The following is a 26938-nucleotide window of genomic DNA, read 5'->3' as shown; positions in this document are numbered from 1 at the left end:
CGATGTTTTCGCAGGAACTGAACCTCGAATGCTCTTCACCGATAACCCCGCCATCAGGCGGGGTATCTTCGTTCAGGCGTTATGGATTCAGCCTGATTTCTTATTTTGCTTCACTCTTGCCGTCGAAACGTTTTTGCCACTCTGCCAGGATGTTTTCGCGGTTGGATGCGGCCCAGGCAAAGTTGTTGTCGATCATCAGGCCTTCGGCATTCTCAGGGAAATATTCGACTGGTTTGGCAACACCGGGCATGGCGACAACGGCATAGCCTTCGTTATAGGTTTCGTTGGCCTTACGCGATACAGTCCAGTTCACTAAGGTTTGGGCGGCTGCCAGCTTTTTGGTGCCTTTGACAATGGCAGTGGCTTCCATGTCCCAGCCGAGACCTTCAGAAGGGAAAATGATGTCTAGAGGGGCGCCAGCTTTCTTGGACTTTGCGGCGCGGAACGCGAAGGAAATACCGATGGGGGTTTCACCTGCGGCGGCCAGTTTGCATGGCTTGGAGCCCGAGTGAGTATAGCGGCTGATATTCTGGTGAAGGCCTTCCATATATTCCCAGCCTTTCTCTTCACCAAACAATTGGAGCCAACTGCTGACATCCAGGAATCCGGTGCCGGAGGAGTTCGGGTTCGGCATGATGATGTGATCTTTATAAACCGGTTTAGTCAGATCTTCCCAGGAAGTGGGCTTGGGCAGGCCGTATTTTTCGGCTTCTACGGTGTTGAAACAGACGGCTGCCATCCAGGCATCCATACCGGTCCATACGGGATCAGCATTGTTGTCTCTGAACTTTTTAGACAGATTTTCGTATCCATTGGGTTTGTAGGATTGCAGCATACCTTCGCCGTCCAGCAGCATCAGGCTTGTCGCAGCCAGACCCCAAACGACGTCAGCCTGTGGATTTTCTTTCTCTGCCAAAAGTTTGGCAGTGATGATTCCGGTGGAATCCCTGACCCAATTGATTTTGATGTCCGGATGCTCTTCATTGAAGCGGGCAGCGTATTTTTTTAGGTCCTCCGCTTCGATAGCAGTGTAAACAGTCAGCTCAGTTTGTGACGCGTAGGCAGAAAATGAACAGATGGCAGCTCCAGCAAGCATGGCAAGTCGCTTAACAACAGCTTTAAGTTTCATTCTGGGGTCTCCTCGGATGATGTTTTGCGGTTGTATATCTGGTCTATACCAGATTTGAACTAGAGACTAAAACCTAAATATTGCAAAACTGTGACGTTTTTATGAATTGGAGAGGAAATATCAGGAAATGCAGATTTAACGTGATTTTTCTAAGGTGATGTGGTGTGACGTTATTGGCCGTGGATGCCGACCTGAATAATGACGGCATCGTGGCGCCAGTACTCATAGTCAATTTCGATGATTTCACCGCTTTCATTATAGTTGATGCGTTCAATCTGAAGTCCGGGAAGACCGGCGGCAATACCCAGGTCAGTGGCTGCCGAGGTGGGCAGGGCAGTGGATTTAAATGTGAGATCCATCGCATGGTATGTCTGGCCGAATCTTGGCAGCATACGGGTAAGGGATTGGGACAAATCTTCCTTTTCTATTCCCGACAGCAGATTGACGTTGAGAATCATGTGCTCAATCAGGACCGGGCGCCCCTCAATGGAACGTCGCCTGTGCAGCTTCAACAGAGGGGTTCCCTTGGACGTCTGCATTTGTTTTGAAAGTTGCTGGTCGGCGGCAATCAGTTCTTGGCTGATAAGCTCGGTCTGAGGATGCAGTCCCTGTTTGGAGACATATTCAACAAAACTTTTGCGCTGGGCAGGTTTATAGATCACCGCTGGAGGTGAGACGAACCAACCCCGTCGATTCTGGCGATAGATGAGGCCCTGTGCTTCCAGGGTTTGCAAAGCTTGCCTGACGGTAATCCGGGTTAATCGGAATTGCTCACCTATTTCCCGCTCAGAAGGAAGTTTGTCGCCCGGTAGCAAAGCCTCCTGATTTATCAGGTAGCGAAAATGCTGTTCCAGGTGACGATAATGGTTGGCATTGCCGTCTGTTGGTAAAGAATTTGTGGTCAAATGAGAAGGGACCGTTCTGCTTGTATGGTCTAGTCCAGATGTTTGCGTATTTTGCTAATATTAGGTGACAAAATAATGACAGTACAGTGACAGATCCCGCATTCTTTCTGATTATTCTGTTCTAACACTGTTTATTCTGTCCTAACCCTTTCTATTCTGTCCTAGCAGGGTAAAGGGTAAATAGGCAAACTATCAGGTTGCGATGGAGTGTCAGGCTGTGATGGAGTTCCACCATTTCACTTGATATCTGACCGGATCACGAACAGAAAAGGATTTTACAGGGATTTTGAATTGGATGGCCAGTTTGTCGGCCAGTCTTCGGCGAAGTTCTGATGGCAGCCGAGGAAACACGATGGCATGTAGAAGAGCCTGTTTTGATAAGACCTGTCCAAGAACATAACTATGCTGCAGATCAAATCCCCCTCTGTTTTCACGCAGCCAGGCCCGCCAGACTTCAGGATCGGGATTGATTACTTCCATATTCTCTCCATAGTCCTGTCCGGCCGGGTGCTTGGGGGATTCTCCTTTTTTGAAGGATTCCAGCTCCTCTGGAAACAAGTCTTCTTCTGAGAAAGTTTCCTTTACGAAAACTTCCCCATAAAGGTTGGCTCCTAAAATCAGTTGGCAGGCAGTGGCGGCAACAGGAGCTAGCTCCTCATTGTACATAGCCAGTACCAGGGGTTTAACGGCACTGAGTTCGCCTGATAAGCCAAGCACATAGAGTTGTTCGACGCTGGCTTGTTCGGGGGAAAGATTATCAATCAGGCTCTGGATGCTAGCGTGATCACCTGCCAGCGCCAGTGGCAAAGCGAAAGTCTCAAGCTCATTCTGCATCAGAGGTATGACTTCCGCGCTGCCCAGCTTTAACAACGCGATTGCCGCTTCCTGTCTCACCGTTGGGTTGTTGTGCTGCAGCAAAGGGGAAATGAGGTCATTCAGCCCAGGCAGTCCATTGTTACCCAATAGGCGAACGGCTTCAGGCAAGTACCAGGATGGTGAGTTTGCGAGCAGGTTTTCAGCCCCTTTGGTGTCGACATAATCTGTACGGCAGGCAGCTTCTGCGACCATGGGTAACAGATTGCTATGCCGGCTGTTGAGTAATTTGGCGAGTCTGGAGTGCAGCTTTCGAGGGTATTCCTGAACCAGTGCCAGGCTGACTGCCTGGAGCTTGGCAATGAGCTCTTCGTCAGGCTCTTCTTCCGGTTCTCCCCCGTCATTTGCTGGTTTATCTTCCGGATTTCCCGCAAGAACTTCCCAGACTTGACCTATCGCTGCTGTCCGTCGACGCCGGCATAATACGCAGGTAATGGTAAATATTGTGCCAGCATCCGCATCATCCAGCATTTCGATGAAGATATCTTCTGCTGTCTGGTCACCAATGACCAATGCATCAATATGGGCTTCGAGCCTGGCTTCAAGATCACTACAATCCTGCCAGGAGCCTTCCGGGTCATCTCTCCAGGGCGCCAGGCAGTCATACAGGTAGGCTGCTTCCTCCAGGTGTTCTACATAGAGCTCTTGATAGAACTGGGATAAGGAAACCGCCATTGCTTAACTAGCCTTCTTCTTGGGTTGCAATACCTGTGCGCCAGGTATCTTGATGTTGAGTTCTGCCAGATCAAGATGTCCTCTGGGAGTGGGGACCAAAGCCCGCCAGAACATGATGAGCTGATGATCGTCGGTATTGACGATAACGGTATCCAGGTTCGTGCCGGCCACCACATCGTCTCTGAAGTGGAACTTCATTTGAAACACCGGAGCCGGGAGTCCCGGTAGCTGAAAGGCCAGCCGTCCTCTCTCCGAAGCATTCACAATAATGACTTCTTCGTCTCCCTGGAGATAACCCGGGACCTGGAGGCCAGAGTCTGCGGCATTGAAAAACGCCCGGTTGAAGTCCTTCGGGAGCAGAGGCTTTCGCTTGGTATCCCAGTGCTCATCATAGGTGCCGGCATATTCGCTGCGCGGTGACCAGTGAGGAGAAACAAAGCCGAAACCACACGGGGGAGGTCTATCCTGCCAGTGTTGAATCAAATGGTCCGGGTTTTCGATATTCGGAAGTGGAAGTCCTTCAGGGAATGGCTGCTTTTTGTCCGCATACCCTTTTCCTATCGGGTTGCGGGCTTCAAAGCTCGGGCGATCAGGGTTTTCCACCCGCAAGTCCTGCCCTCCAAATGCGTTCTCCCAGATCAAGGGGATTTTTTCAAAAGGCTGGGGGAAACTGGCTGTTGGGTTTATACCGTTTTCCCAGACCCTGTCGCCAAATACCATGGCGGTTTTTTGAATGGGGCCGATGCGGATTCCCACCTTGGTTTGCCGGTGCTGGGGAGATTCAGGATATGCGTGGCCTATCAGGACGACATCCGTTGCCTGTTTGGTTAACGTACATTCAGGCTCATATTTCAGACTTGTCGTCTCGGGGTCACCGTAATACTCGCCAGCCAGCAACAAAGGGGGCTGTTCTTCAGCGAGACGCAACTGACCAGTGTCTACGATATCGTAGGTGGCTTTCAGCAGGACGGTGTACACCGGCCGAAAATTTTCGTCGTTGTGGGGTAGAGCTTCCGCAGCAAAGGGAGTTCGGTTATCTATCTCAGGATGCGACATGTATTTGCTTGTTTATTCCCGGCTTAAAGAGTTTTATCACAGATAAGACACTTTATCGTTTCCATTGAGGGGATGGAAATAATCGGCGCCTGCAGGACCGGGAAAGGCGGCGTATTCTTATCGTTATGGAGCATGATATCGAATGCCCGGCAAACGTTTTTACCTTCGAATTTGACGTCAAAGGAATACAGCACGAATTCAGCCTTACCTTTGGTTTTTGAGCTGGCGACGCCGCCACCGGCAGTTCCGGCTTCATCTCCGGTACTCATTTTGAAATTGGAATCCTTGACGCATGTAGGATTGCCGTCACATTTGACCTTTTTGGTGCCTTTGTCCGTATCGGAGGACATGGCGATATTAGGGTAGGGAATGGGGACAGGACCTCCGGGCGTTGGCGTCTTACAAACGTCCGGAAACGCGATTGTCGTGCCGCCACTGTCTTTGTGGACAACAGACATCTGGTTTACACCTACAGTAACTCCCATTTAATCACCCCTGATCAATTAATACCGATTCTCGCGCCTTTGATTTTGTTACTCTCCTGGGCGCGGTTGAGAATGTTCTTCCCTTTGATTACCACTTTGCCGTCGGCTCGGAGAAGGATGCTGCTTTTGCCGCACACCAGTTGAATCTCCTGTTTGGCGTCAAACAATACCTTCTTTCCGTCAATCACGGCCGCATCAGGTACCCCGTTGGGTAGCGTCACCGTTTGATCCGCGTTGGCAACAAGGCGATCACTAACAATACCGATAATTACCGGCTGATCATAGCGATTGTCTTCGAATACCAGCAATAGCCTTTGTCCGGCGATTGCCTGGCTGGGAGGAATTGTAATCGTGGTCCTGGCTACGAGAGGCCCTGACGTATTGCCTTTAAAATCGACAATGGCTCTTCCCTCGTCATCCACCTCCACAAGCTTTCCGACCATCGGGCTTGGTGAGGTTTCCGGTTCCATTTTGAATAGTTCGTTGATTTCACCCATGCTACTGTCTCGTTGGCTTTCGGTGTCCAGGTAAGCAAGTTGCGTCAACCCTAAATACAGGATTTATCGACTCACTTAATCATAGTCTCGTTAGATTATAGCGACAAAAGTCACAATAAACCGTCATTCACATAATCAAAGATTTAGCTGTTTTGAACAGGGATTGTGAAGCTGCGACATATTGCATGAAAACTGCGCCATTTTCATTCCTGAGACCTGGAATTTTGATTAACTGTGTTAATCTGACCTGACAATGAATCAATAAAATAATAAGAAGCACGGATACTCGATTAATGAAAATTGACAGCCAGTTAATTCTGCTTGCCCTTGGACCGGTATTTGTCGGCCTGATTATCCTTGAGGCATGGTATTTGCGCGACAAACAGGCGCAGTATCCTCTGGCGAGATACTCCTGGAGCGATGTTATTTCCAATGCGACTCTGGCCCTGATGCACCAGGGGACTGATGCGCTGACCGCGCTCGGAGTCATCCTCATCTATCAGGCGATCTTTGATTTTCGTCTTTTTGAAATTCCCGATACCTGGTGGAGTTTCGTTCTGTTGTTTGTGCTTCAGGATTTTCTCTATTATTGGTTCCATCGCGCCCACCATCGGATTCGCTGGTGCTGGGCGGCTCATGTTGTGCACCATTCCTCGGAACGTCTGAATCTGTCGACTGCGTTCCGTCAAAGTTTGATGTATCCGGTTTCCGGGATGTGGGTTTTCTGGTTGCCGCTCCTCTTGTTGGGGTTTTCACCCGAACAGACCATTGCCATGGTGATGCTCAGTCTGGCCTATCAGTTTTTTATTCATACTCAGGTTGTGGACAGGCTTGGTTGGCTGGAGACTATTCTGAATACACCTTCTCACCACCGGGTACATCATGCTCGTAACGATCGGTATATCGATAAAAACTTCGGCGGGACTTTGATTATCTGGGACAGAATATTTGGTACCTTTGTGGAGGAGTTACCGGAACTCCCGTGCGAATATGGCATCGTCAGGCAGATTCATACTCACAACCCATTGCGGTTAAGCTTCCATGAATGGCAGGATATGTTCCGTGATGCCTTTGCCAGAGGAATATGCTGGCGACACCGGTTGATGCATTTGTTTGGGCCTCCGGAATGGAAAGAGTCTTTGGCTGATCAGGACTCTGGTTCAAATATTGGCGAAGGCTTGGAATCAAGCGATTGCGCGGCCCTGAACCGGATCACTGAAATTAAACGCTCACAATCCTGAAAAGAATTGCGACCCGGAGGACAAATGCTACTGGAAGGCTCTTGCCACTGCCGTAAAATCAAATTTTCCCTGCACTCCAAGCATCCTTACCCGTTTAATTATTGCTATTGCTCCATTTGTCGTAAAACGGCAGGTGGCGGCGGATACGCTATCAACCTGAGTGGTGATTTCGATTCACTCCAGGTCGAGGGAAGGGAGTACTTGAGTGTCTATCAGGTAGAAATTGAGGACGATAACGGGAGCGTCACACAGAGTCCCGCCCAACGACATTTTTGCCGTCATTGTGGGAGTGCCTTATGGGTATGGGATCCCAGATGGCCTGAGTTGGTCCATCCGTTTGCATCAGCCATTGATTCGGATTTACCCATTCCCCCTGAACGAACGCATTTGATGCTCAAATACAAGGCTCCCTGGGTTGAACCGCATATTGAGAGCCGTGACCGGAAGTTTGAAGAGTATCCGGATGAGTCTATTGCTGATTGGCATCAACGGCTGAATCTTGAGAAGTGAGCCACAATCGGGAGAAGGCGGCGCGCATACTTTGATATACAGGGAGCGTTCTATCATGTGGGGAGCACTCTATTATGTGGGGAGCGTTCTTTTATGTGAGGGGCGTAAATTATGAGATTTAGATGGCCCTGATCCCTGCTGCCGTTGCGGAGGGGATTTTTCATGGTAACGACCCACAGTCCAGCTCAGAACAATGAATCCGAGTAACGACCAGATCAATTCCCATGAGGTAAATACCCAGGCACCGAAAATGACCACAACACAATCCGCAGCAAATAGCGTCTGTCCCGCGTGAAGGTCGTAGCGATGTTCGGCCCAGACAGCAACGACATTGACGCCACCCAGCGATGCACCCTGCCTCATGACCCAAGTCAGCCCTGCACCGATCAGTCCACCGGCCATGATCCCGGCCAGCCATTGTGGAATGGTCTCTACCGACATTACGCTTAACAGGCCGTCCGTCAGCAGGCTGACAAATGCAATAGCGAACAGGGAAGTAAAAGTGAACTGCTTGCCGAGGGCAAACCAGGATAATAAGAAGAAAGGACAATTCAGTAGAAAGAACCACGAACCGAAACTAAGTGGCACCCAGTGCGTTAGAATGATTGCCCAACCTGCCACACCACTGACCAGTAGATGGGCGCTGTTCAGAAAAAACAGACCCAGTGCAACCAAGCCACACCCTTCAATAATGGCGAGGCTTTTTCTCCAATTAGACAGCATAGAATACTCCGGTTTTTGAGGATCGCTCTTAACCAGCTAGTCGGCATTTTGGGATCACCAAAAAAGCCGACCAACAGCTTTGAACCGGATAAGCAACTTTGCTGCCAAGTTGGATGATCGATTTTTTGAATTAATCTGCCAGGTTAAACAATCAGGCTCCCATGATGCCCAGGCCGCATACCCGCAGCGTTTGACCGGTTATGCCATAAGCGCCTGGGCTGGCCAGAAACGTAATTGCTTCTGCAACATCATGGGGCAACCCGCCCTGTGAGAGGGCGTTGAGTCGCCTGCCAGCCTCACGGGTGAGAACCGGCATGGCGGCGGTCATATTGGTTTCAATAAACCCCGGTGCGATGGCGTTGAAGGTGATGCCTCGGGAGGCCTGAACCGGTGCCTGAGCCTTCACATAGCCTATCAGGGCTGCTTTGGTGGCGGCATAGTTACTTTGGCCAAAGTTGCCTGCAATGCCGCTGATAGAGGATAGACAGATCACTCTACCTTCGGAATTCAGTAGATTTCTTTGCTTCAGGCATTCATCAATATTGAAAATGGCTCCCAGATTGACTGCTATGACAGAGTCCCAGTAGTGCTCAGGCATTTTTGCCAGTGACTTGTCCCGTGTAATTCCCGCGTTATGCACCAGGATATCGATGCCACCACTATGGTGTTCGATGAAGTCGGCGAGTTTGTCGGCGGCATCTTGCTGAGTGATATCCAAGGTGATGGCAACGCCGTTAATTTCTTCCGCCAGCTGACTGAGTGATTCCTCTGCGGCAGGAATATCCAGGCAGATAACTTTGGCACCTTCCTGGGCTAGTCGTTTTGCGGTTTCAGCTCCGATACCGCCGGCACTTCCCGTGACCAGGGCGAATTTATCGGCAAGTGTTTCTGAGAAAGTGATCCTCTCAGGTGGATTGACCTGATTACTCAGGTGCAGCGCCTGTCCGCTAACAAAAGTTGAATGGTGACTGCATAAGAAGCGAATCGGCATTTCCAGCCGCGTCTCTGCGCCTTGACTTAAATAGATGAGATTTGCCGTAGAACCCTTCTTGCCGATTTCCTTCGCCAGGGAGCGGGTAAAGCCTTCAAGTCCTCTGGCCAGTGCTGCCTGCTGAGGTGATTGTTCTTCCTCCGGTTCCCTGGCTAGTACCAGTATTCTGGCATTGCGTGTGAGCTTTGATATGAGTGGTTGGAAGCTATCAAACAATAATCGGTATTGGGTCATGTCTTGAATGGCGGTCCCATCGAAGATCACGATCTGAAAATTCTCGTTGCCCTCTAGATTCCCTTTCTCCCCAGTTTTCCGGATATCATCAGAGGCAGTGCCATCAGAGTTAATGTCATTAGAGGTAATGTCTTTAGAGGTAATGTCTTTAGAGGTAATGTCTTTAGAGGTAATAGAAGGCCACTGGATTTTGGGGGCAGCGCCGGCATCAGTCAGCGCTTTTTTCAGAAAGCGCAGGCATCCGCCTTTTGAGGGCGACAGAAGCAAGGTGTTGCGATCTTTCAATGGATGAGCTGTAAATCCAGTGGTTTCCCTAGCCAGTATGGTCGGGGTAGGTAATCCTATGGTTTTGATGATTTTTGAGGTTCCTGGCGAATTTGCCAGAGTAAGCAATAGATCTGACATGGTATTTACTCAGCTGAAAGTGCGTCCGGTAAAGCGGACCCTGAAGTGTTGTTATGGTTGTTTTTAATTTGTCGTTCTAGTTTGTCATTTTTATGATCATTAGCACGCCGGCGGTCGATATACCGCCGGCTGAAGAGCGTTACAGGCGATCAATGGTTTTTTGAATGTTGGCCAGTCGATCAGCATTGGAGGGGTGAGAACTCAGGAAGCCACCATCACCGCCGCCAGCCTTGGTCTGCAGCGTTTGAATGGCTCGTTTCATGGCATAGGGATCGCGTCCGAGACCTTTCAGGGACCGGACCGCATAGGCATCCGCTTCGTTTTCGTCGCTTTGTGAGAAACGTGCATTCACTGCAGCGTAGGCGAGTTGGCCCAGTTGAGACTGGGTTAGTTCACCAACGGTTCCACCGACAGATCCTACCGCCTGAAAAGCGGTATCCGTCAACAGGCGCTCCCGCATCTGGTTGTAGCTGTGGCGCAGCGCCACGTGACCGATTTCATGTTGCATGACTGCAAGCACCTGGTCGTCAGGCATCACATCCATCAAACCGGAGTACACCCGGACGGTCCCGTCAGCCATCGCAAAAGCATTGATCTGGTCGGAAATATAAACTTTATAGTTCAGCGAAACACCATTGATGGAGGTTTGCCCCTTGGTCATATTGGCAAGCCTCTTGGCGTAAGTGCTGCTGGCTGGTGCGATTTTGCTTTTCTTATCCATTTCAGCCGCTGCGGCTGCGGAAGCTTCAACCACCTGGCTTTCACTTAGGGTTGTGGCCTGGAGAACGCCCTGTCCAATGACAAGTGCTGATTGTGTGTACTGTCCATTCTGGCAACCGCCCAGAATAAAGGTAGAGGCAATGACGGGAATCATGAGCCGACGCAGCATATTAGTATCCTTCGCTGAAGATTAGAAACGATGGTTCCGGGACATAAATGTACCAGGAAAAGAAAAATAGAAGACTATGCCAAAAGCGATGGTTATTAAAGTCGCAGGTAGGGGAAAGGCAGGGAAAACAACCTTTGGATCAGGAATTCTCAGTGTCTGCTGTGAGAGATGCCCCAAGGCTGGCGGCAAATTCAGCGAGAGGAGTAATGTGTTGCTCCGGCAGCAGTACTTCCATGGTGACATCCTGCGAATACTGTACGTCACCTATGAATCCCTGATGTTCATCCACCCAATGACGGATCAATTGTTCGTATTTGAAATCGCATTGAATGGAGACCTGCGTCAACGAGGGCTGTTCAATGGTGGGGAGTTGCTCCATGGTTTGTTGTGCGGAAGAGGAATAGGCCCGTACCAACCCTCCTGCGCCCAATTTGATACCACCAAAGTAACGGGTGACCACCATCATGATGTCTCCAACCCCTTTATGTTGGAGAACGTTCAATATGGGTTTGCCTGCAGTACCTCCGGGCTCACCGTCATCCGACATGGCAACACTGGCCGGTGACCAGGGATTGCCGAGAATATAAGCCCAACAATGATGGCGGGCATCCGGGTACTCCTGTTTAACCTGCTCAAGAAAATCCATGGCTTCTTCACGGGTGTGGGCAAATCCTGCACGAGCGAAGAACTTACTCTTTTTGACTTCGTAAAGGGTTTCAAGCGATTTTTCGGGAACCGGATAACTCATGAGAAAACTTTGGGCTTGCTCTGGTGTATGCGCGGCGGATTATAAAGGAAATTGTCGAAACTGGCTCTAGTGAATATTCCCAAAACCCTCAACTGGTGGGATAATGCGCACCAACATTGTCGGGGGCGTCCTGCCTCATTCATGACAATGGATTCTTTTATTCGTGTTTTGTACCGCACAGCCCTGAAAACAGGAGTATCCGCCTGTTCGTTCGGGGCGTCCGCAGTACCGTATTGACCGCCAACCCAGATGCGCTGGTTGTTGTGCACTTAGTGTTTGCTTTTCAGAGTGTAGAGCAAGGAGTGTTATGAACCCCTGTATTACCTGTGGTGCCTGCTGCGCCACATTTAGAGTGTCTTTTTATTGGGCTGAAGCCGATCCGTTTGCCGGTGGTACAGTACCACCGGAGCTGACTGAGCAGATTTCTCCCGCCCTGGTGGCAATGAGGGGAACCAATCAGACTGATTGCCGCTGTGTCGCGCTGGAAGGAGAGATTGGAGGAGATATTCGCTGTCGTATATACGAACAACGTTCCAGTACGTGCCGGGAATTTGAAGCTGGGGAGGAGAGCTGTTTGCGTGCCCGGCGTAAACATGGATTAAGCGATCTTCTGATTCCAACGGTGGCCGCCTGAAACCCCGCAATATTGCTGACATGAGAGAGTATTTTTATCAGAAAATATTTTGAACTGCGTCACAAAAAGGGCTAATTTATAGGTATCGAGTTCCTCTTTAAATAATAAGAAAGACTAATTCAGGAGTGACTTATGGATACGACTCTTTCCGCGGTGATGATGATCGCCAGTGTGGCTTTGGTGTTGAGTGGGATCGGTTTGTTCTTTGGCGGTATGCTGGCAAACAATTCCGGTGAAGCCCGGGCCACAGGTGTACACGTCAACTTCAGTCCCCAGACGGTGGTGCTTCTATTGGCTGGTGTGGGTATGTATTTCCTTCCCCAAAAAGCTGTTGATCCGATTGCCGGCCTTGAACAACTTCCTGCGCCTGCGGCAGGTATTGCTGCCGGCTCCCAATATTCAGGTACAACCCTGCCTCCTCTGGGAGAGTTGGAGTCCTGGTTATTGAATACCTCCGGTGCTTTTCGTCTGGAGGTCTTCTCACTGGGCGAGCAGCATTATGATCTGGTCGGCAGCATGGATCTTTTCCCTCTTGATGAACATCAATACCAGATGTTCCTGGACATTCATCCGGAAGGGTCGGCAGCGTTAGATGAGTCTATGATCGGTAGTGGCCACCTTTATCTGGAGCAGGGACAATGGTACTTGATGTTTGAAGAGGGTAGCCCGGCGGTTGGTCGCACTGGACAGGCTATTCCAGTGCAGCTGGAACGTCAGGAAAGCTTTCTGGTCATGCAATTTCAAAACTATTCCGGCCAGACGTACCGTCAAACCTGGCGGCAGCTATAAGGCAAAAGCCGGCTTAAGTTCAGAAACTTTAGAGTGGCTGCCATGAGCCTAAGGGGCGATGGCAGTCACTCTCAAATAGGACAATTTGTTTGTTCTCCTCCCGATTCAGCAGAAAATTGCACGATTTTCTGCTGAATATTTGTCATTTGAAGATGACCTTTTTATCCTACGCACCGTGATGGTTTATCCGGCATCAAATGCCGGCTTCAAAACCCTAAACATGTTATTTGCATAAGAGCGAGCGCAATTTGAGTCTTCCAGAATTTATTCCCGGACAACGTTGGATAAGCAACACAGAACCCGAACTTGGCCTTGGCATTATCGTCAAATATGAAAGTCGGCGGGTCACCATCAGCTTTCCCGCGGCGGCGGAGGAAAGGGTGTATTCTGCCAATAATGCTCCTTTGAGCAGGGTTCGTTACCATGTAGGTGATAAGGTTTTTGATCATGATGATCTGCCTTATCGTGTGACCGGAGTGGAAGAGCTGAAAGGCTTTATCATTTATATCTGTGAAGACTTGTTGGGTGAAACGGTCAATCTCCCTGAGTTGGAGCTGAACAGTGCCGTTCATTTTTCCAGCCCCAAAGACCGTCTGCTGGCCGGTCAGGTGGATAAACACTCCCGCTATAAATTGCGCTACCAGACACTGAAAAACTGGGGGGGCTGGCAACAGTCGCAAGCCCGTGGCTTATTGGGTCCCCGGGTACAACTATTACCTCACCAGTTGTATATCGCAAATGAAGTTGGGCAGAGACATGCCCCTCGAGTTCTGCTGGCCGACGAAGTCGGTCTGGGTAAAACGATCGAGGCAGGATTGGTCATTCACCAGCAATTGTTGACCGGGCGTGCAAACCGGGTGCTGATCGTCGTGCCCGAGAGTCTGGTCCACCAGTGGCTGGTCGAAATGCTACGTCGCTTCAACCTGAGTTTTACCATTCTGGATGAGGATCGCTGCGAGGCGCTGGAAGAATCGAATGACGGCCAGAACCCCTTCGAGTCCGCTCAGTGCATAATCTGCAGTCTGGACTTGCTGGAATATAGTGAAACCCGCTTCGCGCAGGCCGAAGAAGCTGCCTGGGATATGCTGGTGGTGGATGAGGCGCATCACCTGGAGTGGACACCGGAAGCCTCCAGTCCCGCCTATGACCGAATTGAAGCAATTGCCCGAAAGAGCGCTGGTTTGTTACTCCTGACAGCCACGCCGGAACAACTGGGTGTGGAAAGCCACTTCGCCCGTCTTCGTTTGTTGGATCCGGACCGCTATCCGGACCTGGAAAAATTCCAGGAAGAAGAGGAGGGTTATGCACCGATCAACCACCTGATCCAGCAACTGATGTCAGAGTCCGGTGCATCCACACTTCAACAGTCTGCGGAATTGCAGGAACAATTAAGAGAGACCATTGGAGAAGAGGCTTTGAGCGCCTTGCTTCAAGAGCTCAAGGACGCAGAAGGTGAGGATACCCGGGAGATTATCTTCAAGGCCGTCAAATCGCTGCTGGATCGTCACGGAACCGGGCGGGTGTTATTCCGTAATACGCGCCATGCCGTCCGAGGGTTTCCAGATCGTCAATTAACCTCTTGGCCTTTGGAAGCTCCCGAGGCATACGCCTCATTTACCTCAGACGATGTCATGACGTTTTTGCAGCCTGAAAGAGCTCTGGGAGCCGACTGGATTGCCCAGGATTCGCGCATTCCCTGGCTGCTGGACTGGCTGAAATCACGCCGAACAGAAAAAACGCTGATCATCTGTGCGCAGGCGGAGACTGCAATGGATCTTGAAGTGCATCTGAATTTGCGTGGAGGCGTGCGTTCAGCAGTGTTCCATGAAGGTTTGTCGTTGCTGGAACGAGACCGGGCGGGCGCCTATTTTGCGGATCAGATCGAAGGCGCCCAGGTGTTGGTGTGTTCCGAGATCGGTAGCGAAGGACGTAACTTCCAGTTTGCCAAGAACCTGGTGTTCTTTGACTTACCTCTGAACCCTGACTTGCTGGAGCAGCGGATTGGTCGTTTGGACCGGATTGGGCAGCAGCACGATGTGGAAATCCATGTGCCTTATTATGAGAACAGCGCCCAGGAAGTTCTGCTGCGTTGGTACCATGAAGGTATGCACGCGTTTGAGCGTCCGTTTGCTGCAGGACAAAAGGTATACCAGCAATTTGCAGATGAGCTGCACGATTGCCTGATGACTCATAAGCAGGATGAGTTGAATGCTCTGTTAGGCAAAACTCGCGAGTTTAGTGATGCTATGGTGAAAGCATTGCAGGAGGGACGGGACCCATTACTGGAACTGAACTCCTGTCATCCGGATACCGCCAATAAGGTCATCGAAGCGATCGAGGGGCATGAGTTCGATTATGACCTGGAGTCCTACCTGGAGAAGATCTTCGATATCTACGGGGTAGAGCATGAAGCGCAAAGCGATGACGCGATCATTCTCCGCCCTGGAGATCACATGCATAGTGCCCACTTCCCGGCATTACCTGAAGATGGCATGACTGCCACTTTTGAAAGGCAGACAGCACTGGCCCGCGATGATATCCATTACCTGACCTGGGAACATCCGATGACGACCGGTGTCATGGAAATGATCCTGGAAAGTGAATTCGGCAATACCAGCGTCTGCACCCTGAAACTACCTCCGATCCAACCGGGAACCCTGTTGCTTGAAGCCATCTACCGTCTACGTTGTCCTGCTCCCAAAGCTTTGCAGGTAGAGCGTTTTGTCGGTCAGGTGGTTGAGCGCGCCGTGGTAGACAGCCTTGGCAATGATTTGGGGCATGTTTTGCAAGTAGAGCACCTGGATCAACTTGGTGAAAAAGTCCCCCGCCGTAATGCCCAGGATCTGGTACGTCATACCAGAGACCAACTGGAAGTCATGCTGGATAAGGCCCAGGAGAAAGTCCTGCCGAGACAGGATGCGCTGATCGAAGGTGCCATCAAGGAAATGCAGTCCAGGGCCAACGCGGAGATTGCCCGCATGGAAGCACTGGCAAAAGTAAATCCAAATATACGTCAGGAAGAGGTTGAGCACATACGTGCTCAGGCAGAAAAACTGGAAACCGCTCTGCGCAAATCCCAGCTGCAGTTGGAAGCCGTGCGGGTGGCTGTGGCGACCTGATCTCTCATCAAATTGTTCAGTTTTCTAAGCCGGTTACTGAGATAAAAAATACAGGTGATCGGCAGGAAACTGTAACGTGACATGGCGTTTTGTAACAGCGCTGTAAGCCCTTTGCAAAACACTGCAAAAGGGCTTTTATTCCAATTTATTAATAAAAAGTCATTTTTTATACTGCGCCCTCTAAAATTCACCAGGCTGCCATTGATTCGGCGGTCAATCTACAGGGCCGTTAGATATGCTGCAAAGAGTTCTGACCCTTTTGGGTGTCGTCGGACTTCAACTTCTCTCTTTCTCTGTAAGCGCGCAATCCTTTAATGAAACCCCGGATATTGTTATCGAGCCTGACTTTTGCTCGTTGTATCCGATCACGGTTTCCTCGCAATTATTACAAGGCGCGCAACCAGGGCAGAACTTCAGCTATATACCTCTTGGAACCGGTCCTGGAAACTATAACTGGTTAAGCTGGAACGGGCGTAAAGATGCCAACACTGTTGCCTATAGCCTGACTCCTCCAGGAAACAGCCAGAATTATGTGAACCCTGGTAACCAGTATGACCGGAAACTCAATGCATCTGATTGGGTGCAGGGTACTCCCGGGGTTAAGAACAGTGCATCGATTCGGAGAAATCTTGATGCTCTGTTGCAGCGCAATATCATCATTCCGGTGTGGGATAATTATTCCGGTAAGGGAGCTCATCTCAATTACCAGATAGGCCGCTTTGCTGTTGTGGCGCTTCAGGACTATCGCCTGAATGGCAAAGGCTATCTTTCTTTTACCTTTAAGCGATTTACCCGTTGTTATAATTCACGGCCAGTGGCGTTGGACCAGTCTATTTCTTTGGACGAAGATGCCAGCGTCAACTTTGCTTTGTTGACGGAAGATGCCGACGGTAACTCTCTTAGCTATGACATCATCGAGCCACCCCTGCATGGAAGTATTGAGCTGAATGGCGCTCAGGCAACCTACATTCCAGCGGCGGATTTTTATGGATCTGACAACCTGTCTTTCCAGGTTAATGACGGTGAGCAGCTTTCAGAGGTTGCCTCAGTAAGCTTCGAAATCCGGGCCGTAAATGACCGGCCAGTGGTGGTTTCCCAAACGGCTGAAGGTCCTGAGGATGCCCCGATTGACCTGAGCTTTTCCGGATCAGATATCGAGAATGACCCGTTGACGTTCAGACCTGTATCCCAGCCTCAGCACGGTACTTTAATCGAGACAGCGGATGGATATCAGTATATCCCTCAACAGGACTACTTCGGATCTGACCAGTTTACTTATGTGGCAAATGATGGCGAGCTGGATTCGGAAACTGCTGTCTATTCTCTCAATATTCTGCCGATAAACGACCCTCCTGTTGCCGATGCTCACACTTCAGAAGCGGCTGAAGATACCGCGATCGTTCTGAATTTGTCTGGCTCTGATGTTGAAGGTTCTCCGCTGAGCTTTCGTGTTGTGACTCAACCGTTACATGGCTCGATACAGCAGGTTGAAGGAGGCTTTCAGTATATTCCAGCCCCCGATTATTTTGGATCGGACAGTTTTGAATACCTGGTGAACGACGGTGAACTGGATTCCCAGTCGGCAACTTACAGTCTGAATATTCTCCCGGTCAATGATCCTCCAGTGGCCATACCCGGGATAGCCGAGGGAATGGAAGACAGCACAATTAATCTGTCGCTGGCCGGATCCGATGTTGAAAATGATTCATTGAGTTTCAAAATTGTTTCAGCGCCACAACATGGCTCTATTGTGCAGTCGGAGGGACAGTATCAATACATCCCGGTGCAGGACTTTTTTGGCTCCGACAGTTTCGAATATGTCGCCCAGGACGGTGAGTTGGATTCAGAGGCGGTGGTATATGAACTTAATGTACTACCGGTGAATGATCGTCCGACGGCGGAGAATCTCTCAGTGGAAGCTGAAAGCGGGGTTCCGGTTTCGGTGACCTTAAAGGGATCTGACGTTGAATCCTCCGAACTGACGTTCAAGCTCGTTGGTGAACCTCTGCACGGTGAAGTTATCCTGGAAGGCCATCAGTTGACGTACATTCCTGACTTTACGTTTGATGGCCTGGAAACCCTTGAGTTCGTTGCTTTTGACGGTGAAACAGAATCTGAAGTAACGACTCTGGAAATCCTGGTTAAAAGGCCTCTGGAGGCTGCAGGACAACAAACTCATGAAGGCAAAAACTTCTGGCTCCCTGCCACTATCAACTACATAACGGATGGCAACCTCCACATCTATATGGTGTCACCGGAACATGATGCTAACGTCACGATCAACATGCAGGTGCTGGGTATTTCCGAATCTCTTGAGTTGGTGGCTGGTGAAATCTCTACCTATACCATCCCGCTTAGCAGTATTAAGTCTGTGGGGGGATACGATGTTGATAAGCTTTTGGAAAAGCATGCGATCCATATCGAGTCGGACAAAAATATCGTCGTTTATGCCCTTAATCAGGCGACTCAATCGACAGATAGTTTCCTGGCATTGCCGGTGGAAGCTCTCGGTAGGCGGTATGTGGTGGGACATTATTTTAATGGCCCCGGGAAACCGGTCATTGGCTTAGTGGCGACGCAGGATAACACGGCGATACAGGTCCGACCGACGATGGACATGTTTGTTGGAGGTCAACAAGTCAAGTTGGGTGAAATCCTGACACTTAATCTGAATGCGGGGGATGTTTACAACCTCGATGCGACCGGTTCCGCAAAGGCCGACTTAACCGGCACATTGATAGATGCGGACAAACCAGTCGTGGTCATGGGGGAGCATACTTGTGCTTATGTACCGTCCGGCGTGCGGGCCTGTGATCATCTGGTCGAACAAATGCCGCCTTTGGATAGTCTGGGAACAGCATTTGTTACCGTGCCTTTCTATGGTCGTGGTGGTAATGCTGAAACGGGGCAATATGGCGACACATTTCGTATAGTGGCGCCCTATGAAAACACAGAAGTCTACATTGATGGCGTATTGAGCTATCGACTGAGCAGTCAGCAATATGCAGAGTTTGTAGCGCCAGAGTCCCAGCACATTAAGACCAGTAAGCCGTCGCTGTTGCTGCAATTTTCTAACTCCGATCATTTTGACAACACGGATCCTGAACGAGTTATCCCGGCGAACTATGTTGATCCTTTTATGGTGGTGGTACCTCCGGTCGAGCAGTTCTTGTCCAGCTACAATATCAGTACTTCTGCACGGGAACTGAGATATCAATTTATCAACGTATTGGCTCCCGTCGAAACACTCGACACCTTGACTCTCGACAATCAGCCGGTCGATGCGCAGAGTTTTGTGGTAACTACAGGGGGCGAATATGCTTATGCACAAATCAGAGTGTCTACTGGTTCCCACAAGATAGAAGCTGATGCTCCATTTGGTATCTACATATACGGCTACGACGATTATGAATCATATGGCCATCTTGGTGGCATGGCTTTTAGTCTTCCTGGAAACGTTCAGCGGATGGTCGTTGATGGCCCTCAGGAAAGCTCAGCCGGTGAGCAGATATGTGTTGTTGCCACTTTATACGATGCAGACTTTAGACCGGTAAATGGTGCTCGAGTAACATTCACTGCCGAAGAGATACGCCCAAGGCGCGGCGATGTCTTTACGGACGAGACAGGGAGAGGCAAATTCTGCTACACAAGCTTTCTGCCGGGAACAGAAACGCTATTTGTCGAAGCAGGGGCAGAACACACTACTCATAGTGTTCAATGGTTATCAACTGAACAGAATCTGCCTCCTGAAATTCTCTCATTGCCCAGCCTGACCTGGCTGGCAGGTGAAGTGTATTCCTATGCGGTTGAGGCTGTGGACGCTGAAGGCGGGGTTCTCAGTTATCACCTGACCCATGCTCCGGATGGGATGATCATCACTGATGATGGGCTGGTGGAATGGACAAATCCTCAAAATGTTCAGGATCAGTTGGTCGTTCTGGAAGTCAGCGATGAGCAGGGCGCTACTGCTGTTCAGTCGTACCGGTTATCCGAATATCAGGCATTTAACACACCTCCTGAGTTTCTTCATGCCGAACCTACTTCTACCGCAGTCGTTGGTGTTCCTTATCTGTATAACCAGTATTACCTCGATAAAAGTGGTCTCCGGACTGTCGTCGGTTTACAGGATATCGATGGTGATTCCTATGAGCTGACCATGATCCAGGGGGCAGATGAAGCTTATACTTTAAAAGCAGGTTCGAAAGACACGTTCATCTGGACACCAAAGAAAGCTGGTCAGCAGGATTTTGAATTGAATGTCAGGGATTACCGTGGCGGTGTTTCCACTCAGACATTCAGTGTGGACGTTGCTCCTAATGTATCGCCCAAGATTCTTTCGAATAATCCCCCGACAGGGGTTGTGGTTGGCCAAGCCTATGACTATGTCATCGATGTGGAGAACGACGTCCCGTTCAGCTCGACCTATAACGATGACCGAGTTACTGCCCGGGTATCTAAGGGACCCAAGCGGTTTAAGAACAACGCGAAATTGATAACCGGTACTAATAAATTCACTTTGCACTGGAAGCCCGGTGAAGCGGATATCGGAACTCATCAAGTGGGAGTGATGGTTTATGACTCGCAACTTATCACGGATGAAAGGCTGGAATTTTCCATTGAAGTCAGGGGAAGCAATCAACTGCCTGAATTCAATAATCCGCCGGTGTATACCGCGGTAGTAGATAATCCATATCAATATCAGATCGACGCCTCGGATGCGGATGGCGATAACATTACTCTCGGCATTGTTGATGGGCCGGAAGGAATGACGTTGTCCAGCGATGGATTGGTGAGTTGGACGCCTGATGCGAGCCAATTGGGTATTCAGGATGTAACTCTATATGCCGATGATGGTTTTGGTAAGACGTTGTTGAGCTACAGCATCAATGTGACCAGCGAACCTGTACCTTTGTCCGTTAACGTTACAGTTGATCCTGCAATCGTAAATGCAGACGAAATCGTTTCCATCGATATTCTGGCCAGCGGCGGGCAGGGTGCGAGAACCATGCTGCTATTGGTCGACAATCAGGAAGTGGCGGTGGATAGTTTTGGTCATGCAGAGATAACCTCTCCAGACAGCGGTGTTCATATTGTTGAAGCAGCAGTCACGGATGGTGTTGAAACTGTGATGGACTCAACGCGCTTCAGTGTGCGTGATCCTGCTGATACCAGTGCACCTTTCGCTGACATTACATCGCCTGAATACGGTATGCAGGTTACAGCACCAATCGAGATTATTGGATCTGTACAGGATGAAAACCTGGCTCTTTACCGGGTATTAGTGTCTCCAAGAGGACAGCAATCCTGGCAGGTCATTGCCGAAGGCTACCAGGCAGTCACTGATGCTGTTCTTGCCACTCTCGATCCCAGTCTGATGATGAACGGGCAATATGATGTTGCTTTGTATGCTGAGGACGTGAATGGCTTGATATCAACCGATAGCACAGTGATCTCTGTTGAGGGCGATCTCAAAGTCGGCAATTTCAGCATCACGTTGGAAGATCTCAATATCCCGATGGCCGGTATTCCTATCCGGGTGACCCGTACCTACGACAGCCGTCGTCGTTCGGAAGACCTGGACTTTGGCTATGGTTGGAGTCTCAGCTATCAGGATGTGAAGGTTGAAGAATCTCGTACTCTAGGAACCTATTGGGCTTTGAATCAGTATAAGCGCGGGCCGTCCGGTCTGATTCTGGACTTCTGTGTGGAACCTCTGGGTGCCCCAGTGGTGACTGTCACCTTGCCGGATGGAGATGTAGAACGATTTGAAGTAGCCGCCACACCGCAATGTAGTACTTATTCAGCCATCCTGGATGTGGATCTCAAATTCAATCCGGTGGGGGATACGCAATCCACATTGGAGGCTTTGGATAACCAACACGCTCACTATGAAAATGGTCAGTTGCTTGAAACTGGCGAGTTTTCAGGACCCGTTAATCCTGAGCGTTATTTGCTAACCACCCAGGCTGGTTATAAATACTACCTCAAGCAAGGGGTAGGTATTGAGAAGGTGGTTGATCCTAACGGCTATACGCTGACCTATACCTATGACGGTATTTTCCACTCCAGTGGCAAGGCAGTAACCTTTAACCGCAACAGTGAAGGAAAGATCACCAGCATTACCGATCCTAAAGGAAGTGTGCTGACCTACACCCAAGACGAGAATGGTAACCTAACAGCCAGTGCAGACACTCTGGGAGAGGAGACAACCTACACCTACAACCGGAACCATGGTCTGCAGGATATTATCGATCCGCTGGGAAGAACCATAGTCCGCAATATTTATGATGACGATGGCCGCCTGATTGCTCAGGAAGACAGCGATGGCAACCGGACGGAGTTTGATCACAATATCGAAGGGCGACAGTCCGTTGTTACGGATCGCAACGGCAACACCACGTTCTACTATTACAACGACCGTGGAGACGTTACCAGCAAAGTGGATGCAGAGGGTCAAACCTGGAGCTACACCTACGATGATCGTGGCAATCAGCTGAGCCAGACTGATCCGTTGGGGCATGTGACTTCATCTACTTACGATGATCGTGGCAATCAACTGAGCCAGACCGATGAATTGGGTAACACGGTGAGTTTCACCTATAACACCCGCGGTCAAGAGCTGACCATTAGTGACGCTCGCGGGAATGTCTACACTAACACCTATGATGGGGTGGGCAATCTCATGACCGTGACTGACCCACATGGAAATCAGGCTGAGAACATTCTTAACTTCGAAGGGTTGGTGGGTAAAACCAAGGATGTTGCCGGTTACACCACGCTTTACACCTACGATGAGGATGGCAACAAACTTACCGAAACCAATCCTCTGAGGGCAGTGACTTCCTACACCTATGATGACAACGGCAATGTGCTGACGGAAACCCAGAGCAGAACCGTCGATGGAGTCCAGCAGTCTGAGACAACGACCTACGTGTACGATGCGCGTAATCGTGTTGTCGAGATGCGCTATGCTGATGGCAGTACGACCACCACGGAATATGACGCTGCCGGTAACCAGATAGCGACAGAGGATGCTTGGGGTCGTCGTACAGAAATGGACTATGACGTCTATGGCCGAGTGAATGAAACACGTTATCCGGATGGTTCTTTCGAAAGTAAAACCTATGACGCTGAAGGCAATGTACTGACCGAAACAGATCGTTTGGGACGGGTCACAAGCTACACCTACGACAAGCTCAATCGGGTAACCCGAACCGATTTTGCCGATGGCTCGTTCACCAGTATGACCTATGACGAGGCAGGCCGTGTTGCGACCGAGACCGATGCCAACGGCCATACTACTGGTTATGAGTATGATGCAGCTGGCCGCAGGACTGCAGTAGTCGATGCCCTGAACCAGCGCCACAGCTTCGCTTATGACGAAGATGGTAACCTGATCAGCGAAACTGATGCCAACGGTCATACCACAACCTATGAGTACAACTCATTGGATCAACGGGTGAAGACGATCTATGACGATGGCTCCTTCACTCAAGAGGCTTTTGATGCGCTGGGTCGCCGGATCAGCAGCACGGATCAGGCGGGTAAAACCACTCAGTACAGCTACGATGCTGTCGGACGTCTGACCAAGGTCACTGATGTGCTGGGGCAGGCAACCACCTACAGCTACGATGAAGTGGGCAATAAGCTGACCCAGACCGATGCTGAAGGCAGAACCACCCGCTGGACCTATGACAGTATGGGCCGGGTACTGACCCGGACCCTGCCGATGGGGCAGGTGGAGTCCTTCTCATACGATGTCAGCGGTAATGTGTTGACTCACACTGACTTTAACGGTCAGGTGACGACATACAGCTATGACATCAATAATCGGGTGATCCGTATCGATTATGCAGATGGCGAAGTGGATAACTTTAAATATGATGGTCTGGGTAACCGGATAGAAGCGTCCAACAGTCAGGGAACCACCACCTACGCCTATGACCGCATGAACCGCCTGGTTCAGGAAGTGCAGCCAAGCGGTGTGGAATTGGGTTACGACTATGACAAGGCTGGGAATAAGACCGAAACCACCGTCACCGCGAACGGTGCCACTGAGACCACTACTTATCTGTATGACGAGCTGAATCGTCTGACCACAGTCATCGATCCGACTGGTGGCAGAACCTTGTATATCTATGACGCCGTAGGTAACCGGGAAACCGTCAGTCTTGCGAACAATCAGGCCACCTCTTACGAGTACGACAACCTGAATCGCTTAACCCGGCTGACGACTATAGATAGTCTGGACAACATCATTACAGACTACCGGTATACCTTACACATTACTGGAAGAAGGACACAGATCGAGGAGCTGCACACCGGCAGAACTTCGACCTATACCTATGACGATCTCTATCGCTTGACCAAAGATCAGATCACTGATCCGATCAACGGTAACTATTTGGCGGAATACCAGTACGACAAGGTCGGGAACCGTACCTACAGCATTATCGACGGGGTGCACACCGCCTATAGCTATGACGATAATGACCGTCTGACCCAACAGGGAGGTGTCAGCTATCGCTACGATGCTAACGGCAACACCTTGACCGAAACCGAAGATGGCGTTTCCAAAACTTACACCTACAACGCGAAGAACCAACTGACTGCCGCAACACAGGGTGGAAACAGGACCACCTACGGATACAACGTAGATGGTATCCGTACTCAGAAAACAGATGGTGCTTTAAGCACAAATTATGTGGTGGACAGTAACCGGGATTACGCCCAGGTTCTGCAGGAAATCACTAATGGCACCAAGCAGGTCAGCTACGTCTACGGCGATGACCTGCTAAGCCAGGCAAGAAACGGCAACCAGAGCTACTATGTCTATGATGGACTTGGCTCCGTTCGTTCTTTGACAGATACCACAGGTGCTGAGACTGACACCTACCAATACGATGCATTCGGAATCCTCCTGGCCTCCACAGGCACCACCGAAAATGACTATCGGTATACTGGAGAGCAGTATGATGCCGGGTTGGATCAGTATTACCTAAGGGCGAGGTATTACGACCAGGGAGTTGGGCGGTTTACGCAGATGGATACTTGGATGGGAGTTAACTCTGATCCGGTGACGTTGCACAAATATATGTACGCGAACTCTGATCCGGTTATGTATACCGACCCGACCGGTAATTTTTCGATAGGGTCTTTAATGTCTGGAATCGGAAATATGGCTAGGCTAGCAGGTTCCGCCATCGCTCGTACGCCTTCGCTTTTATCAAGGGCTGCTACAAGTACCGGCAATTTTGGTAGGGGGGCACTAAGATTACTTAGTAAATCTAAGAGTTACCTAAAAAGGCTTGCCAAAAAGTGCAAAATAAAGAATAACAAGCCTACGGCATGCGGTTATGCAAAGGGGCTTCTAGAAGCTGAATTAAAAATTCAAATACTTGTATCTACAACGCCAAACAGCAAGAAAAACGGCCCTAATCCTCGGGTAGTCGTAGTTGGTGCATTTGACAGTGCTAGAGGTAGAGGCACAGCAGCTTTTAATGGGTTTGCCAAAGGTACTCCTGCTATGAAAAAGAGACTACAGTTAGTTGGACTAAGAATAGGGCAAGAAAATGCGTGTGGTACAACAAATACTGTAGGGCGATGTGCTGAATATCGAGCTGCACATAAATTATTGAGATCAGGCTCTAAACTTAAACATATATATTGGACTCCTGCATACAGGGTAACTAAGGGGCCGGGTGGTCATCTTAAAGTTCAAAGGGAAATTGATTACTGTAATATTTGTAAAACAGGGTTGGAGTTATAAGGGGGGATAATGGAGTTAGGATACTACGTAAATTTCTGTCTTAGGGGGGAGTCATACTTTGAAGACTCTCACCCATCTTATGACAAGATTAAAAATGAGCTTTACCTTAATGTTTCTGAGATTATTGAATTAATAGATCTATGTGAAAGTGAACTCGACAGTGTTGGTATAAGTTTTCCTGGCGAAGAGCCTGGTAAGTGGGACGCGTTAGAAGTTCACGGTATAGACGGTAAAAGTTATAAGCTAGAATATCAGATTGGGCGTTCAGGGGGGTCTTATATTAAGGGTGGAGTATTAAAAGAAGAGATTTGTCCGTTGTTAAACGAGATTAAAAAGCCTATGAAGTTCTTCAAGGAATGCGGTTATACATATACTCCCTGGTGAGAAATATGAGGCCTGGAGCATATCAATGGGGTCAGAGATCTTTGATCTGATCCCCGTTTACTGTAGCCTGACAAATCTCAACATTGAGAAAGGATTTTCTCTATAGAAATTAAAGGGACATACATGGATGCCTCCCCGATTTAAAGGACAATGACGATTGCCGGTCGCGTACATATATCCGGTCTTTGTATGACGCAATTTAGCGCCTGACCATGATGAGATCCGCCCTCTACGTCTTTTCACCCACTCGGTGTTTGACCTTTGTCCCTTCACAAAAGTAAAGGGACAGCCATAAGTTAATGGCCTTAAAGAGTGATTGGCTATTGCGCAGATTTGCCCGGCAGCCTGCGCAAATGATTCCGGCACAGGTGGCTAAGCTAAGCTAAGTTGAAGGTAGGGGGTTTCTTCTTTTACCTTGATTTCAAATACTTAACCGTACGGCCGTCTTCGTGTAACACCCAAAGGGCTTCGTCATTCTGTGTTGGTGCAGGGCGCCCCTTTCTGATGGCTGAGAGAAGCCTGTCTAGTTTATCAAGGGTCTCTTGTCGATATTCTGCTCTGACGCGAATGCATTCATTCAGCATTTCTTCCATGGTAAGTTCAGTTAATTCTTTCGACATCGTTTTTCTCCTTCGTCACCAGAGCGCCGTTTTTTAGAGAATTTCGTTGATTATCACCCGTTGGATCATCCTGGTACAGCTCTATAGTAGCTCTACTTTTGAAATGGGCGACATTGACCTGAGTTCCCATGGAAGGGGTTCTACCCCGTGACTGCGGACACTTCTAAAAAGAGGCACAATGTGCCAAAGGAGTGTTTATGAGCAAACGCAAAAAATATAGTCCAGAGTTCAAGCGTGAAGCAATTGCTTTGACCAGACAACC

General features: G+C 49.6%; 18 protein-coding genes. 7 read left to right on the top strand and 11 right to left on the bottom strand.

The annotated features are described in order from the left end of the window. Positions 1 to 100: 100 nt before the first annotated feature. From BTA51_RS22835 to BTA51_RS22810, 6 genes are all read right to left on the bottom strand, one after another. Complete coding sequence (locus BTA51_RS22835) at positions 101 to 1129, bottom strand: putative 2-aminoethylphosphonate ABC transporter substrate-binding protein (RefSeq protein WP_094711406.1); 1029 nt, start codon at positions 1127 to 1129, stop codon at positions 101 to 103. 170 nt (positions 1130 to 1299) lie between these two features. Beyond that, a complete protein-coding gene (phnR, locus tag BTA51_RS22830; protein WP_094711405.1) occupies positions 1300 to 2034 on the bottom strand; it encodes a phosphonate utilization transcriptional regulator PhnR in 735 nt (244 codons plus the stop codon). A 210-nt stretch (positions 2035 to 2244) separates the two neighbouring features. Next, positions 2245 to 3582: a HEAT repeat domain-containing protein gene (locus tag BTA51_RS22825; protein ID WP_094711404.1), complete on the bottom strand. Its 1338-nt coding sequence runs from the start codon at positions 3580 to 3582 to the stop codon at positions 2245 to 2247. Positions 3583 to 3585: 3 nt separating this feature from the next. Next, on the bottom strand, positions 3586 to 4638 hold the full coding sequence (locus BTA51_RS22820) for a DUF2169 domain-containing protein (RefSeq protein ID WP_094711403.1): 1053 nt from the start codon (positions 4636 to 4638) through the stop codon (positions 3586 to 3588). A 23-nt stretch (positions 4639 to 4661) separates the two neighbouring features. Then, complete coding sequence (locus BTA51_RS22815) at positions 4662 to 5123, bottom strand: DUF4150 domain-containing protein (protein WP_094711402.1); 462 nt, start codon at positions 5121 to 5123, stop codon at positions 4662 to 4664. A gap of 14 nt (positions 5124 to 5137) precedes the next feature. Next, the gene (locus BTA51_RS22810) at positions 5138 to 5620 is read right to left on the bottom strand and encodes a DUF6484 domain-containing protein (RefSeq protein WP_094711401.1); all 483 of its coding nucleotides are present in this window, start codon (positions 5618 to 5620) and stop codon (positions 5138 to 5140) included. A 293-nt stretch (positions 5621 to 5913) separates the two neighbouring features. Between BTA51_RS22810 and BTA51_RS22805 the strand changes: the two genes are divergently transcribed. Together BTA51_RS22805 and BTA51_RS22800 are read left to right on the top strand one after the other, a co-directional pair. Next, complete coding sequence (locus tag BTA51_RS22805; RefSeq protein WP_210404903.1) at positions 5914 to 6861, top strand: sterol desaturase family protein; 948 nt, start codon at positions 5914 to 5916, stop codon at positions 6859 to 6861. A gap of 24 nt (positions 6862 to 6885) precedes the next feature. Next, positions 6886 to 7371 (top strand): GFA family protein, encoded by a 486-nt coding sequence (locus BTA51_RS22800; RefSeq protein WP_094711400.1) that lies wholly within the window; start codon positions 6886 to 6888, stop codon positions 7369 to 7371. Between the two features lie 72 nt (positions 7372 to 7443). Here the strand turns inward: BTA51_RS22800 and BTA51_RS22795 are convergent, their stop codons facing one another. The 4 genes from BTA51_RS22795 to BTA51_RS22780 all read right to left on the bottom strand — a co-directional run bounded on the left by BTA51_RS22795 (position 7444) and on the right by BTA51_RS22780 (position 11361). Then, positions 7444 to 8094: a YitT family protein gene (locus tag BTA51_RS22795; protein ID WP_094711399.1), complete on the bottom strand. Its 651-nt coding sequence runs from the start codon at positions 8092 to 8094 to the stop codon at positions 7444 to 7446. Positions 8095 to 8245: 151 nt separating this feature from the next. After that, positions 8246 to 9724 (bottom strand): 3-oxoacyl-ACP reductase, encoded by a 1479-nt coding sequence (locus BTA51_RS22790; RefSeq protein WP_094711398.1) that lies wholly within the window; start codon positions 9722 to 9724, stop codon positions 8246 to 8248. Between the two features lie 139 nt (positions 9725 to 9863). Then, positions 9864 to 10613, bottom strand: coding sequence for a M48 family metallopeptidase (locus BTA51_RS22785; protein ID WP_094711397.1), 750 nt, complete (start codon positions 10611 to 10613; stop codon positions 9864 to 9866). A gap of 139 nt (positions 10614 to 10752) precedes the next feature. Next, the gene (locus tag BTA51_RS22780; protein ID WP_094711396.1) at positions 10753 to 11361 is read right to left on the bottom strand and encodes a YigZ family protein; all 609 of its coding nucleotides are present in this window, start codon (positions 11359 to 11361) and stop codon (positions 10753 to 10755) included. A gap of 307 nt (positions 11362 to 11668) precedes the next feature. On the opposite strand from BTA51_RS22780, the gene BTA51_RS22775 reads away from it, so the two are divergent. From BTA51_RS22775 to BTA51_RS22755, 5 genes are all read left to right on the top strand, one after another. After that, a complete protein-coding gene (locus tag BTA51_RS22775; RefSeq protein WP_094711395.1) occupies positions 11669 to 11995 on the top strand; it encodes a YkgJ family cysteine cluster protein in 327 nt (108 codons plus the stop codon). Positions 11996 to 12127: 132 nt separating this feature from the next. Beyond that, the gene (locus tag BTA51_RS22770; RefSeq protein ID WP_094711394.1) at positions 12128 to 12784 is read left to right on the top strand and encodes a hypothetical protein; all 657 of its coding nucleotides are present in this window, start codon (positions 12128 to 12130) and stop codon (positions 12782 to 12784) included. Positions 12785 to 13032: 248 nt separating this feature from the next. After that, positions 13033 to 15903: an RNA polymerase-associated protein RapA gene (gene rapA / locus BTA51_RS22765; RefSeq protein WP_094711393.1), complete on the top strand. Its 2871-nt coding sequence runs from the start codon at positions 13033 to 13035 to the stop codon at positions 15901 to 15903. Positions 15904 to 16138: 235 nt separating this feature from the next. Next, positions 16139 to 25672 carry a tandem-95 repeat protein gene (locus BTA51_RS22760; RefSeq protein ID WP_094711392.1) on the top strand — a complete coding sequence of 3178 codons (9534 nt, stop codon included), beginning with the start codon at positions 16139 to 16141 and terminating at the stop codon, positions 25670 to 25672. A 9-nt stretch (positions 25673 to 25681) separates the two neighbouring features. After that, positions 25682 to 26056 carry a hypothetical protein gene (locus BTA51_RS22755; protein WP_094711391.1) on the top strand — a complete coding sequence of 125 codons (375 nt, stop codon included), beginning with the start codon at positions 25682 to 25684 and terminating at the stop codon, positions 26054 to 26056. 410 nt (positions 26057 to 26466) lie between these two features. Here BTA51_RS22755 and BTA51_RS22750 read toward each other — a convergent pair whose 3' ends face one another. After that, a complete protein-coding gene (locus tag BTA51_RS22750; protein WP_094711390.1) occupies positions 26467 to 26676 on the bottom strand; it encodes a hypothetical protein in 210 nt (69 codons plus the stop codon). Positions 26677 to 26938: the final 262 nt, after the last annotated feature.

Origin of the sequence: Hahella sp. CCB-MM4, from assembly GCF_002260525.1 — a bacterium.
Lineage (GTDB): Bacteria > Pseudomonadota > Gammaproteobacteria > Pseudomonadales > Oleiphilaceae > Hahella.
Note: the sequence above shows the minus strand (reverse complement) of the source record. Positions and strands in the feature narration are given on the sequence as shown.